The 12,383-nt window shown below is 62.7% G+C and carries 11 protein-coding genes; 6 read left to right on the top strand and 5 right to left on the bottom strand.

All coding sequences use genetic code 11. From position 1 onward, the window contains the following. Positions 1 to 224: 224 nt before the first annotated feature. Positions 225 to 518 (top strand): hypothetical protein, encoded by a 294-nt coding sequence (locus ACMYR2_RS12720; RefSeq protein ID WP_347264094.1) that lies wholly within the window; start codon positions 225 to 227, stop codon positions 516 to 518. A gap of 246 nt (positions 519 to 764) precedes the next feature. Here ACMYR2_RS12720 and ACMYR2_RS12715 read toward each other — a convergent pair whose 3' ends face one another. The 5 genes from ACMYR2_RS12715 to ACMYR2_RS12695 all read right to left on the bottom strand — a co-directional run bounded on the left by ACMYR2_RS12715 (position 765) and on the right by ACMYR2_RS12695 (position 4,660). After that, positions 765 to 1,556, bottom strand: a complete 792-nt coding sequence (locus ACMYR2_RS12715; protein ID WP_347265084.1) for a TonB family protein — start codon at positions 1,554 to 1,556, stop codon at positions 765 to 767. Position 1,557: 1 nt separating this feature from the next. Further along, complete coding sequence (exbD, locus tag ACMYR2_RS12710) at positions 1,558 to 2,028, bottom strand: TonB system transport protein ExbD (protein WP_347265085.1); 471 nt, start codon at positions 2,026 to 2,028, stop codon at positions 1,558 to 1,560. A gap of 4 nt (positions 2,029 to 2,032) precedes the next feature. Further along, positions 2,033 to 3,031: a tonB-system energizer ExbB gene (exbB, locus tag ACMYR2_RS12705; protein ID WP_416193029.1), complete on the bottom strand. Its 999-nt coding sequence runs from the start codon at positions 3,029 to 3,031 to the stop codon at positions 2,033 to 2,035. A 331-nt stretch (positions 3,032 to 3,362) separates the two neighbouring features. After that, on the bottom strand, positions 3,363 to 3,752 hold the full coding sequence (locus ACMYR2_RS12700) for a hypothetical protein (protein WP_347265190.1): 390 nt from the start codon (positions 3,750 to 3,752) through the stop codon (positions 3,363 to 3,365). A gap of 407 nt (positions 3,753 to 4,159) precedes the next feature. Further along, the gene (locus ACMYR2_RS12695) at positions 4,160 to 4,660 is read right to left on the bottom strand and encodes a sigma-70 family RNA polymerase sigma factor (protein ID WP_347265189.1); all 501 of its coding nucleotides are present in this window, start codon (positions 4,658 to 4,660) and stop codon (positions 4,160 to 4,162) included. A gap of 270 nt (positions 4,661 to 4,930) precedes the next feature. Between ACMYR2_RS12695 and ACMYR2_RS12690 the strand changes: the two genes are divergently transcribed. From ACMYR2_RS12690 to ACMYR2_RS12670, 5 genes are read left to right on the top strand one after another with little or no spacing between them, the layout of a single operon-like run. Then, complete coding sequence (locus ACMYR2_RS12690) at positions 4,931 to 6,715, top strand: IucA/IucC family protein (protein WP_347265188.1); 1,785 nt, start codon at positions 4,931 to 4,933, stop codon at positions 6,713 to 6,715. After that, positions 6,699 to 8,432, top strand: coding sequence for an IucA/IucC family protein (locus tag ACMYR2_RS12685; RefSeq protein WP_347265187.1), 1,734 nt, complete (start codon positions 6,699 to 6,701; stop codon positions 8,430 to 8,432). The genes ACMYR2_RS12690 and ACMYR2_RS12685 overlap by 17 nt, the downstream gene beginning before the upstream one ends. Beyond that, the gene (locus tag ACMYR2_RS12680) at positions 8,432 to 9,700 is read left to right on the top strand and encodes an AMP-binding protein (RefSeq protein ID WP_347265192.1); all 1,269 of its coding nucleotides are present in this window, start codon (positions 8,432 to 8,434) and stop codon (positions 9,698 to 9,700) included. The genes ACMYR2_RS12685 and ACMYR2_RS12680 overlap by 1 nt, the downstream gene beginning before the upstream one ends. Then, positions 9,697 to 11,007, top strand: coding sequence for a DUF6005 family protein (locus ACMYR2_RS12675; RefSeq protein ID WP_416193028.1), 1,311 nt, complete (start codon positions 9,697 to 9,699; stop codon positions 11,005 to 11,007). The genes ACMYR2_RS12680 and ACMYR2_RS12675 overlap by 4 nt, the downstream gene beginning before the upstream one ends. Further along, on the top strand, positions 11,004 to 11,876 hold the full coding sequence (locus ACMYR2_RS12670; protein ID WP_347264557.1) for a sugar phosphate isomerase/epimerase: 873 nt from the start codon (positions 11,004 to 11,006) through the stop codon (positions 11,874 to 11,876). Before ACMYR2_RS12675 ends, ACMYR2_RS12670 begins: the two co-directional genes overlap by 4 nt. Positions 11,877 to 12,383: the final 507 nt, after the last annotated feature.

Here is a 12,383-nt window from a genome sequence, read left to right as displayed (position 1 = left end):
GTTTGAAGCGGTCTCCGACCCATCGATGGGCGCGCCTCTATCACAGGATAGTTTGCACATTGCGGCCACATCATATCCATTGAATGAACGCATAAACCTCCGGCGTTCGACACCTTTCGACGCTACGTTGTGTCGTGCATCTCTACCTCAACCGGAGTTGATACATGCGCACGTTTACATTCACATTATCAACCGTCGTTGCCTTGCTTTTAGCTGGATCGCCGATGGCGCTGGCGCAAACATCGCCTACGCAATCCCAGACAGAACCTCAAAAAGGCGTCGCAATTCGAAGTATCCAGGTGGTCGACATGGACGAATTGAAAGCGGACGTGCGTTCAAAGGTTGATGCCATCGTCGCGAATACGAAGCAGGAGGACATGAAGTCCCTGCGCAAGACCATCGATGCAACGCCGGAGGCGGTGTCCGCGCTCACGGCGAAAGGCCGCAATTCGGCACAGGTCGTAGCCATCAACATTGATCAGAACGGTGTTCTGACGATGTTCACGAAGGCGACTTGATCGCTCGATCTGGGTATCTGGCGGCGGGGTCGACTATAGCATTTTCGAGCGAAGTGGAATCCGGTTCGCGTGAAGCAAAAGCGTCAAAACATAAAGATAGAGTCTTTCACCTTTTCCATGAGGCAGTGAAAGACTCTAATTAATCGAATCCCGCCCCCGCCGTATAGAGCCGAGCCATACAGAGCCGAAGCGTGCTGACGGTGGCGCATTCTTTGCGCCCCGTCCGCAATTGCTACCCCTCGGTCCTCACCCTTTTCCCTTGACCCTGAAGACGACGGGGAGCGTGAAGCTGAGGCCCTCGTCGGCGATCAGCGGCGGCGGCGGCGGGACGGGATCTGAGCGGCGCAGCATGGCGAGCGCGGCCTGGTCGAAGATCGGATCGCCCGATCCGTTCACGATCGTGGCCGACACGACATGGCCCATGCGGTCCAGCTCGAAGTTGACCAGGATCTCGGCGTTCTTCTGGCTCCGGTCGGGCGGATAGCGCTTGTGCTTGTCGAGATGCGCCACCAGTTCCTTCTGCCAGGTGGCGCGGATCCGGCGCGCGCTGGCGCCGGTGCCCTGCTGCGGCGCGACCGACCGCTCCGATTCCTGCGCCTGTTCCACGCTCGGCATCGCGGTCGCCTCGGCCGCCGCCGATTCCTGCGAGGCCTGCGTCTGCTTCGCCGCCTTCTCGGTGGCGTCCTCGACCGGCTTCTTCGTCTCGTTCTCGGTAACGATCCGGTCCGGATCGGCGCTCTCCGTCGGCGTATCCTTCGGCAGATCGGTTTCCTCGACGACCGCCTTCTGCTCGGCAAGCGCGGGCGAGGCCATCGACGCGTCGGTGTCCGGTCCGGGCGGCAGGTCGGTCACCTCGCGATGCGGCGAGGACAGGTCGAGCCCGATCTCGATCGCCGGCGCGCCGAGATCCTCGGCCGACTCATCGGTGTCCAGGTGAGCCAGCGCCAGCGCCACGCAGCCGAGATGGATCGCAAGCGCGGCGGCGGCGGCGGAAAGCCAGAGCCGGGGGGACGGCGGCCGCTCGACAATCTCAGCCATCTCAACGCCCCGCCGTGCTCGCCGCCGGAACCGACCGGGCGTCGGGAACGCCCTCCAGCGCCACCAGCTTGATCTTCGCATAGCCGCCGGCGCGCAGGATCTCCAGCACGTCCATCAGGTCGCCATAGGGCACCCCGCGATCGGCGCGCAGAAAGATGAAGTTGTCCTTGGTCATGTTCGGCGTGGTCTCCAGCGTCCGCACCAGATCGACCCGCTTGACCAGCGTCTCGCCGATCGCGACCGCAAGATCGGCCTTGATGCTGACATAGGTCGGCTTGTCCGGCTTCTTCTGCGGCGTCGCGCTCGACGTCGGCAGGTTGACCGGAAGATCGACGGTCGACAGCGGCGCGGCTACCATGAAGATGATCAGAAGAACCAGGATCACGTCGATGAACGGCGTGACGTTGATCTCGTGGGCTTCGGCGTATTCCTCGTCGTCGTCGAAGCCGCCTTCGGCAATCGATGCGCCCATCCGCCTACTCCGCCGCGCGCGAGCTGAGGGAGCCGTGGGTGCGGTCCAGATCGCGCGACAGCAGCCGGCCGGCCGCTCCCGATGCACGTCCGACCAGTTCGGTGTAGCCTCGCGTCACGCGCGCGAAGTAGTTGTAGATGATGACCGCCGGAATGGCGGCGACAAGGCCGAGCGCGGTCGCGAGCAGCGCCTCGGCGATGCCGGGCGCCACCACCGCGAGGTTGGTGGTCTGCGACTTCGAAATCCCGATGAAGCTGTTCATGATGCCCCACACGGTGCCGAACAGGCCGACGAACGGCGACGTCGCGCCGATGGTGGCGAGCAGCCCCATGCCGAGCCGGATGCGGCGCGATTCCGCGCGGACGATCTCGGCGAAGCTTGACGCCGCCCGCTCCTTGATGCCGGCGTCGCTGGAAATGCCGGCCGACAGCCGCGCCTCGTGCATCGCCGACGCCAGCAGCGACGCCAGCACGCCTTCCCTCGCGCCGAGCGCCATCTGCGCCTCGGCCAGCGAGCGCGCATCGCCGATCTTGTTCAGCGCCGCCCGCAGCGCGCGCCGCGCCAGCGACAGCTCCGCCAGCTTCGCGATGCAGATCGTCCACGTCACCAGCGAGGCAAACGCAAGACCGATCATCACCAGCTGAACAACGATATCCGCCGACATGAACATCGACCACGGCGACAACTCATGCGGCGGAGAAGGATCCGGATTCAAAAGGCTGGCGCCGGCGTTACCGGCGGGAGGCTGCGTGGCCCCGGTGGCGGGTTCCGATACGCTGGAGACCGGCGGCGCCGGCGCCGGGGATGTCGCTTGCAAGCCTGGATTGGTGGTGGACGATATCTCCGATGTGGACGGCCCGGAGGGCGACAGGGGAGCGGTGATGGCCGGTGTGGTTTGCGGGTGCCCTTGTGCGTGAAGCGGGCCGGAGACGCCGATGAGCATGGTAACGCCGGCAATTGCGGCGCGCGCTGCTCGCGCATGGCGCTTTCTCGATAGTGTCATTCCTGAATGACGCATCATGATACTTTAATCTCTCTTCTGCGAGCGGGCTCGCTGATTGCTGAGAGCGGCGCGTCAGCACCGCATATACGCGGCCGTTCCGGCGTGTGGAACGCGGCCATCTTTATCTCAAGCGAGGCGAATGACTGGCCGCAAGCTCAAGTCCGCAAGCGTTCCTGCACGCCAAGCTCCGCGCGGGTCGATCGCCAGCCACCTCTCGCCCAGCCGCTTATCGCTAAGCCAGGTGTAGCCAAGGCGCATATCGCCAAGTTTCTTATCGACAAGTCACGTTAAGCTGGATGAACGCCGAGTTGTTTCGCGGCGTGGCGACGCGTCAGACCACGCTCGGAGGCGCGCGCGACAGGAAATTGTCGGAGGCGCGTATAACGGGTTGGTACGCATAGCCAGCCAGAGAAAAGCCCGTCGGTACCGCCAGACGAGCAGGGCTGACAACAGGCGGCGCGCCGACGATACCAGGCCCGGAAATAAGCCTGCAGGCATCGCAGCCGGCTGATTTCTGATCGGTGCCGCCCGGGTCCGTGTGATCCGGATCTTCGGAACACAGGATCGGGATCGTACTGTCCGGAAGAACGTATTGGGCGAGCTCGACTGGAGTCAGGTGTTGGCTGGCAGGCTGATGAGCCACACCCACCATGACCATCGCCAGCGCGTAAAGCGCCGCAATGGCGAACTTTGTGTATCCTCTCCTCAACGCCGCGAGCACAGATTCCACTCCACTCGGATTTCGCGACCCTATGGCAATCGACCTCGCTTCGCAAGTTGCCGTGTCCGTCCTGCTTGCGACCGCGCGACGATCTGTCTCGTGCGTGTCAAGGAAGGCTGGAGCTTCTTTGCTTCCAGTTCATCGGAAGCGTGGCTCTAAATTATTGTTCTCACGCGTGTTCTTCACGCGAATAGCGCGAGCAGCCGCACGAGGACGATCTGCTGTCTATGGTTGATGACTGAGACGATTGCCTCAAATCAGGACATGAGAACCAGAACGTGAGAATCAGAATGCATCGTGCCGATCGGCCGCGACCCCGCTAAGACTCGACCCCGCTAAAAAAGGGGCGGTCTGCTTTTTCCGTACCCGATGCTTGGATGCGGCGCGACTGCATCGCGCATGCAAGCTCAAACATTCTCCCGCCGGCGTCTCCAGTTGCGGCAGAACTCGAGGGCGGAGATCATCTCCTTCTCAACGGTCGAGACCGAGATACCCAGGCTGCGGGCGATCTGCGGATAGGTCATGCCGTCGACCTTGCTGAGAAGAAAGATACGCTGGGTGCGGCGAGGCAATGTCTCCAGCGCACGCAACAGCGCGTCGAGATCCATCCGGCTCGACACGGCATCCTCCGGGCCGACCACGCCCCCATGCACCTGCTCGCGTGATACGCTTTCGGCGTAGGAGGTGCGCACGCGTTCAGCGCGCATCGCATCGCGCGCGAGGTTGCGCGCCGTGGTGACGACCAGGCCGACATCGCACTTCCCCACATCGCGATGCATCAGCTTGATGAAGGTATCGTGGACGACATCCTCAGCGGTGTGCGGATTTCCCGTAAGGCGCCGAACCAGCCGCTGAAGCTGGCTCTGCTCCGCCTTGAAGATATTGAGCAGTTCCGTCGTGGACGACATGCTGTTTTCTCGTCGCGCATCAGCCTGATCTCGGACAGTGATCGTCCGGAGACACGATTCGGGCTATCGCAGCTTTATTGGTGCTTACTCGAACAGAGATACGTTCTAGCGTTACTATAGGCATTCTCTACGTCAAGAACATCTCTGCAATTGATAGTTGGTTGAATTCTAAACTGTGAGCCGGGTTCCCATTACGGCATTGGCGGCTGCGGGTCGTTTAGTCGATATGGCCCATCGATCCCGGGCGGTTCGCAGAAGAATTACATGCTGATGCAGATATCCAAGAGCCAGATCGCCGAACGCGCAACATTCCAGAGCTTTGCCAATTGTTATTTACGTGAGGTCGATCCCGGCGTGGTCTCGGCGCACTGTCCTGAGGACGGCGTGGCCGTGGACTGCGTCGAATGGGACTGCGCGATGACGGCCGCGCGGTTGCGTGCCGAAATCGAGCGGTACTCATTGTGCGGACCGTTAAGATTTGGGCGAATCTTTGTTTGCCGCTTGCCAGGGAATTCCTGGCGGGAGATCGCGCCGCTGCGTGCGCTCTATCTCATGGTGCAGGAATGCTACGCCAGCATGGGCGCCGAGCGGGCGGATGCCATGCGCAATGAAGAGGTCGAGCTGCTGGGTCGCGTGCTCACGAGCTACCGCTGCATCGCGGACGGGCTGGAATGCGCGGCGGCGCACCGATGCGGAATGAGCTTCCTCGACGGCGAGCAGAGCCTGGCGTTCGGCCACTGGCTGCATCCCACGCCCAAGAGCCTTCAGGGCATGACGAGCTGGCAGCGGCCAGCCTATGCTCCCGAGCATCACGGACGCTTTCGTCTCACTTTCTTCGCCGCCGACGCAACCTTGCTACGTCACGATGCCGCGCCGGGCGTGTCTCTGCCCGATATTCTTCGGACGCTGATTCCGTCGCAGGATTGCGAGGTGTTGCGTCCGGGCGAGGCGCTGATTCCCATGCATCCTTTGCAGGGCGAGGCATTGATGCTGGATCCCGCGGTTGCGCAGCTGGTTGTCCAGGGACGGCTGCGTCCGCTCGGGGCCATCGGCGCCTGGTTCACGCCGACCTCCTCGGTACGCACGGTCTACAACGCGGATCTGCCGTGGATGCTGAAATTCTCGCTGCCGGTGCGGATCACCAATTCAATGCGCGTCAACCATATGCCTGAGCTTGAAGCTGGCGTTGCGATGTCGCGGCTGTTCGCGGGCACGGATTTTCTGGCGCGCCATCCGCGCTTCCGCCTGATCCGGGATCCGGCCTATCTGACGCTGGCGCTGCCGGGCCGCGCGGAAAGCGGCTTCGAGGTGATCTTCCGCGAGAATCCATTCACCAGGGGGAGCGAAAACAGCGGCGTCACCATCGCCGCGTTGACCGCCGATCCACCGCCGGGTGCGCGCTCCTGGCTGGAGACGATCATCCGCGATCTCGCCGCGCGCGGCGGGGAGCCGGTGAGAGAGGTCTGCCGGCGCTGGTTCTCGGCTTATCTCGACTGTGCGCTCGAGCCGCTGGTCAGGCTTTACGATGAACTTGGCGTGGCGTTGGAAGCGCACCAGCAGAACAGCCTGCTCGATGTTTCGTCCGGCTATCCGAAGGTCTGTTACTATCGCGACAATCAGGGCTTCTACCTGTCCAACACGCACCGCGGCCGATTGACGGCGCTGGCGCCGGAGACCGACGCAATCTCCGGATTGTATTTCGACGATTGCGTGATCCAGGAACGCTTCGGCTACTACCTGATCGTCAATCAGATATGCTCGGTCATCGCGCGCATGGGTCATGATGGCCTGATCATGGAAGACGCGCTGCTCGCCATGTTGCGCGCGCGGCTGGAGCGTCTCGCGTGCGAGCTTACCGGTGTCGGCGGTGAATTCGCCGCGGGATTCCTCAACCGTCCGACCATCGCGGCCAAGGCCAATCTGCTCACCCGCATGCTCGATATCGACGAGCTGGAAGCGGATGATGGCCGGGCGATCTATGTGCAGCTTCCCAATCCGTTGTGCGCGGCAAGCCGTGCCGCGCGCCAGGGAGGTGCCCGTGCCGCTGCCCTTTGATATCGCCGACCGGCCGGAAGAGCGAATAGTGCGCCAGCTCGCGGCGGCGGCGCTTTACGAAAATCTGTTCGGGAACATCGACCTGAACGTCCGCGGCGCAAGCGGTTTCGAATGGAACGTCGATGGTCGTGCCTGGCGGGCACGCGGTCGTCTCGGTGCTTTCGGCCGGCCACGGCTCGAAGCGGGCACGGTCGAATGGCGAGCGGCCGGCGAATGGCGCGCAGCGTCGATCGCCGACATTGCCGGGGCGCTGCCCGGCGCGGAGCAGGCGCGGGCGCGGCTCGGCCGCGAGCTTGAACAAACCGCCGCGCTGATGCGCTGGAACCTGCAGCACCTGCCGCGTCGCGACCGGAGGTATCTGGCGTTCTGTGCGCTCGATGCGGCGATCGACGAGGGGCATCCCTATCATCCCTGCTTCAAGTCGCGCACCGGCTTCGATGAGGCGGACCATCGCGCTTACGGACCTGAAGCAGGCAACAGCTTCCAACTGGTCTGGCTCGCCGTCGCGCGCGACCTGCTGCATCTCGCGCTGCCCGACAGCGAGGATCCGTTCTGGCAGCGCGAGATCGGCGTGCAGGGCTGGCATGAGCTACGGCGGCGGAGCGCCGCGCTTGGCATCGAGGGACGGGATTTCGGTCTGATGCCGATTCACCCCTGGCAATGGCGCGACCTGTCCGAAGGCCGATTGAAATCTCTGATCCAATCCGGGCGCGTGTACTATCTGGGGACTGCCGGTGATCCCTACCGCGCCAGCCAGTCGGTGCGCTCGTTGACGAATGCGCGCGACCCGCGCCGCAGCGGCGTGAAACTGGCGATGAACATCGTCAACACCTCGACGCGCCGCACGATCGAACCGCATTCGGTCGCGACAGCTCCGGTGCTGTCGCACTGGCTCGGCGAAGTGATCGACTCCGATCCGCTGTTCAAGGGCGATTGCCGTCTCGACATTCTGCGCGAACATGCGGGCTTGATCATGGATCGCGATGGCCCGCTCGGCGGCGAGATCGCGGCGATATGGCGCGAGAGCGTCGAGGACAAGCTCGCCGAAGGCGAGGCCGCGGTGCCGTTCAATGCGCTGATGGCGGTGGAGGCGGACGGGCGGCCATTCATCGATCCGTGGGTGAGCCGCTACGGCGCCATGGAATGGCTCGACCGTCTGATCCACGTCGCCCTGTTGCCGGTATGGCGGCTTCTCATCGCTCATGGCATCGCGACCGAGGCGCACGGCCAGAACATGGTGCTCGTTCACCGCGACGGGTGGCCGGAACGGTTGATCCTGCGCGATTTCCACGACAGCCTGGAATTCGTGCCGGACTTCCTGGCCGATCCGGCGCTCGTGCCGGATTTCGAAACGCTGAACCCCGACTACCGCGACGCGCAGCCCAATCAGTATTACTGGATGCAACGTCCCGAGGATCTGCGCGATCTGTTCGTCGACTGCGTGTTCGTCTTCAGCCTCTCCGAAATCTCGCATCTGGCGCAGAGCTTCTACGGCATCGACGAGCTTACGTTCTGGCAGCGCGTGGCGCGGCAGCTTTCCGCTTACATCACGGAGCATGATCTCGGCGCGCGCGCTTCCTGGCTTGGTTTCGGCACGCGCGAGATTTTGACCGAAAGCCTGCTCGCCCGAAAGCTCGGCCTCAACGGCCCCGATTTTCAACACGAGGTCCCGAATGCACTCGCGGGCCTTTCCCTGTTGGCACGAGAAAACGCATGATGATTCGCATAGACGACACCTCCTACGACCAGGCTCGCATGCAGGCCATGAGCGAACGCGCGGCTCTCGCCGTGGGTATCGCGGACCGCCCAAGCCTCAGCTATGCCGTGTGCCTTTCCGATACGGCTGAATTCCTCGCGCTGTTCTTCGCGCTCCGCTCGGCCGGCGCCAGCGTGCTTCCCATCCGTCCCTCGACGCCACGCGCGGCTGCGCGGCGGCTTGCGATCAGCGTCGGCTGTCACCGGCTTGTCTGCGATGGTTTTTCCGTTGATGAGCTTGAAGGGGGCGCCGCGGGTCCGGGACTGCTGTTGCAGACGACCTCGGGTACGACGGGCGAGCCGAAGCGGGTCGCCCGGACCTGGGCCGAGATCGACCGTGAGATCGAAAGCTATGTTTCGGCTTTTCGTGAACCGGAGAGCATGACGCCCCTGGTCGCCTGCCCGGTCACGCATTCCTACGGGCTGATCTGCGGCGTGCTCGTGGCGCTCAGGCGTGGACAGTCGCCGCATGTTCTCAATACCGGCAATCCGAAATATGTGATTGCGCGCCTTCGCGAGACCCGGCAGCCGCTGCTGTATTCGTCGCCGGCCATGCTGCACACGATCTCCCGGTTGCTGCCGGCGGGCGAGACGATCTTCGCCGCCATGACCTCGGGAACGCTTCTGCCCGATCCCTGGTTCGCTTCGATCCGCGCCCGCACCACGCATCTGTTTCAACAGTATGGTTGCTCGGAAGCGGGCTGTGTCGCGATCAATCCAGACCTTGCGGCACCGGATGAAATGGGAGTCCCGTTACCCCATCTGACCGTGGAGAGCGGCGGGAAGGGCGCGCCGCGCGAGATCGTGGTGCATGCGGGCGAGCGGAAGATTCGCACCCGCGATCTCGGCTATCTGACAGGCGCGGGAACGCTCGTCTTCGTTGCGAGGCTCGATGATACGATCAACGTTTCCGGCATCAACGTCTATCCGCGGGAGGTGGAGGATGTCGTGATGGCGATGCCGGGCGTGACGGACGCGGTGGCTTTCCGCCGGGTCGATCCGTCCGCTGGCGAACGCGTGGCTCTGGCCTTCTGCGCCGAACGCGCGATCGCGCCCGCAAGCCTGCGTGAGTGGTGCATGCAGAATCTCGCTGTCCACCAGGTTCCCATGGAGGCGGTGCGCCTCGCCCGCGTTCCTCGGCAGGCGAACGGAAAGATCAATCGGCGCGAGATCGCGGCGCTGTACGCGGAGGGGCGGCTCGAACACGCTGCCGCGGAGGCCGCGATATGACGCGCGAGGAGATAATCGCCTCGATCCGAGCGGTGCTCGCCGGGCAGATGAACAACACTCATCTCGATGGCTTTGGCCCGCACTCGCGGCTGAACGCCGATCTGTATCTCGATTCAGTTCTGTTGCTGGACCTGTTTCTGCATCTGGAATTGAAGCATGGCCTTGTCATTTCCGAACAGATGGTCACGGGGCCGGACATCGAAACGGTGGACGATCTCGCGAACCTTCTGGCCGGCGCGAAGACCGCCTCCGATGTCGCCGCGGACGCGTCGGAGGCCGCTGTGCCCGACGTTCACGCCGAGGAATTTCCGGATATCAAGGTCCATTGCTTCGTCTCCTGCCTGTGCGATGCGGTGAAGGCGGCAGGACTGGATCACCGGCTGTTTTATTTCAGCGTCTGGGATGCGGACTTCGCCGTCTCAACGCGGCACGAACTGCTCTATCATACGCCAGAGATCAGCCACGACTCCTTCCGCCGCTGGTTCCACCGGCTTTACGGCGTGCAGGTCGCGGAATGGTACGATCATTCGGCATCGAAGCAGGCCAATCTTGAAAAGCTCATCGGTCTGGTAGCCGCGCGCCGGCCGACGGAAAGCGTCATGGTGATGCTCGACATGTTTCACCTGCCGGAGCGGGAGAACAAATTCAATCAGAATCCGTTTCCGCACTATCTCGTGGTGGAGGCAACCGAGGACCCCGAGGTCTGGCAGGTGCGTGATCCCGATTTCCGCTGGGAAGGTCCGATCGCGCGTGAACGCCTTCTGAAAGCCATTGCTCAGCCGAGCGTCGCGGGCGGCTATCTTTTCGATCGCCAGATGGTGACGCTGCCGCTGGCCGCGGACATCCGCGATTTCTTTCTTGCCTGCTTCATCTCCGGCGACAATCCGTTGATCCGCAGCGTGCGGGAGATCGTGGCGGCCCATGTCGAGGGACGCGCCGGTCTCGACGTATCCGATCTGAAAACAGCATTGCGTGAGTTGCCGGTGATCGCGATCCGCAAATGGGCCTATGAGCACGGCTTCGCCTATTTCTGGCGTGCGCTCAACCTGCCGAACGACGAGTTTCTGCAATGGTGCGACAAGATCGAAGAACTCGCGGTCGGCCTGAAGGGGCTGCATTTCGTGATCCTGCGGCTGGCGCAAACCGGTGATCACGCCCATGCGGCGGATGTCTTTGCGGCGCTGGATAAGCTCGATGCGCTTGAGACCGCCATCAAGGCGCGGCTGCAGGCGGTGTTTTTCAACTGGTGCGCCGATCAGGGCTGGAAGCCTGCGTCGACGCCGGAATATTTATCGGCGGCACGATGATGAAGCTCTCGGTCTGTACCATTACCTTTCGCCATCACCTGCTTTCGATCTGGGATATCGCCGTCTGGGCAAGGCGTAGCGGTTTTGACGGAATCGAATTGTGGGGCGCGCATGCGCGCGGTCTGGCGCGAACCCATCCCCACTACGGTGCCGACTGGCTCGGTGATCTTGGCCTCTCGGTGTCGATGCTGAGCGACTATCTGCCGACCGATGGCGATCCCGCGATCGTTCGCGAACGAACGCACAGGCTTTGCCGAACGGCGCAACACTGGTCAGCTCCCAAGATTCGCACCTTCGTCGGCGACCGGCCAAGCCGGGAGGTGCCCGAGGACAAGAGGGCAGTCATGACAAGCCGCGTGCGCGACATGGCCGCGATCGCGTATGACCATGGGATACGGCTTCTGGTCGAGACTCATCCGAACACGCTGGCCGACAGCCTCGCTTCGACCTTGCGCCTGCTGGCGGAGGTCGATCATCCCGGCCTCGGAATCAACTTCGACGCGCTTCATGTGTGGGAAGGCGGCGACGATCTGGTTTCCGCCCACCGCGCGCTTGCCCCTTTCATCGGACACTATCATCTGAAGAACGTTCGCTCCCGCGGCGAACTCAACGTGTTCGCTCCCGGAAATGTCTATGCCGCGGCCGGCTGCCGGGAAGGCATGGTGCCGCTGTTCGAGGGCGCCATGAGTCTCGATGCCTTCCTTTCCGCGGCTCTGGTCATGAGTGATGCCGATGCCTCACTCGAATGGTTCGGAGAAGACTGCTTTGAAACCCTCATCCGCGACAGGGTCGCCTTATTGGCGCACATCGGAGCTCTCATGCAGAGAACCGTGCCGCGGGAAGCGATCGTCGAGGGCCGCTCCATATGAGATGATCGTTCTATCTGGAGTGCTCGCCTTCGCGACGCGAGGCGGCGGCGCGAGAGCGACGAAAGGCGGGGGGCGGCTGATCCTGCTTCGATCGGAAGCACGACGCTTCAGTTCCGTGAACTGACCTGTTCGCTGCCGGGTCGCCGGCGCGGATTGATGTCGCGGCGCCGGGAAGCGCTTGCGGTCATTGCGACCGGCCTCTCCAAGTTCGAGCAGTTTCGCTTCTGATTGAATCAGAAGCGAAACTCTAGATTATTGTTTTGACGCGTTTTCTTTACGCGAACCGGATTCCATCCTCGGGTCAAGCCCGAGGACATGCTTCGCTCGAAAACGCTATCGTTGCAAATACAGCAAGTTTGCAGCAGATTTTCAGCTATGAGATGTTCGGCGGACATATTGCGGCGAGCCGGTGGCTGAATCACGAATATTATGATGAATCAATGGTTATGAAACGTTGTATCCTACGAGTTCTCCGAATGACGTCCCTGTCGAGGCGGCCAGGATAAT

Source organism: Nitrobacter sp. TKz-YC01, from assembly GCF_047824785.1.
Lineage (GTDB): Bacteria > Pseudomonadota > Alphaproteobacteria > Rhizobiales > Xanthobacteraceae > Nitrobacter.
This window is presented reverse-complemented; position numbering and strand designations above follow the sequence as displayed.

What these genes read in the sequence shown, in the direction of transcription:
- ACMYR2_RS12720 (WP_347264094.1), top strand. Translation starts at nt 225, where the DNA reads ATGGCGCTGGCGCAAACATCGCCTACGCAATCCCAGACAGAACCTCAA.
- ACMYR2_RS12715 (WP_347265084.1), bottom strand. Translation starts at nt 1,556, where the DNA reads ATGGCTGAGATTGTCGAGCGGCCGCCGTCCCCCCGGCTCTGGCTTTCC.
- exbD (WP_347265085.1), bottom strand. Translation starts at nt 2,028, where the DNA reads ATGGGCGCATCGATTGCCGAAGGCGGCTTCGACGACGACGAGGAATAC.
- exbB (WP_416193029.1), bottom strand. Translation starts at nt 3,031, where the DNA reads ATGACACTATCGAGAAAGCGCCATGCGCGAGCAGCGCGCGCCGCAATT.
- ACMYR2_RS12695 (WP_347265189.1), bottom strand. Translation starts at nt 4,660, where the DNA reads ATGTCGTCCACGACGGAACTGCTCAATATCTTCAAGGCGGAGCAGAGC.
- ACMYR2_RS12690 (WP_347265188.1), top strand. Translation starts at nt 4,931, where the DNA reads ATGCAGATATCCAAGAGCCAGATCGCCGAACGCGCAACATTCCAGAGC.
- ACMYR2_RS12680 (WP_347265192.1), top strand. Translation starts at nt 8,432, where the DNA reads ATGATTCGCATAGACGACACCTCCTACGACCAGGCTCGCATGCAGGCC.
- ACMYR2_RS12675 (WP_416193028.1), top strand. Translation starts at nt 9,697, where the DNA reads ATGACGCGCGAGGAGATAATCGCCTCGATCCGAGCGGTGCTCGCCGGG.
- ACMYR2_RS12670 (WP_347264557.1), top strand. Translation starts at nt 11,004, where the DNA reads ATGATGAAGCTCTCGGTCTGTACCATTACCTTTCGCCATCACCTGCTT.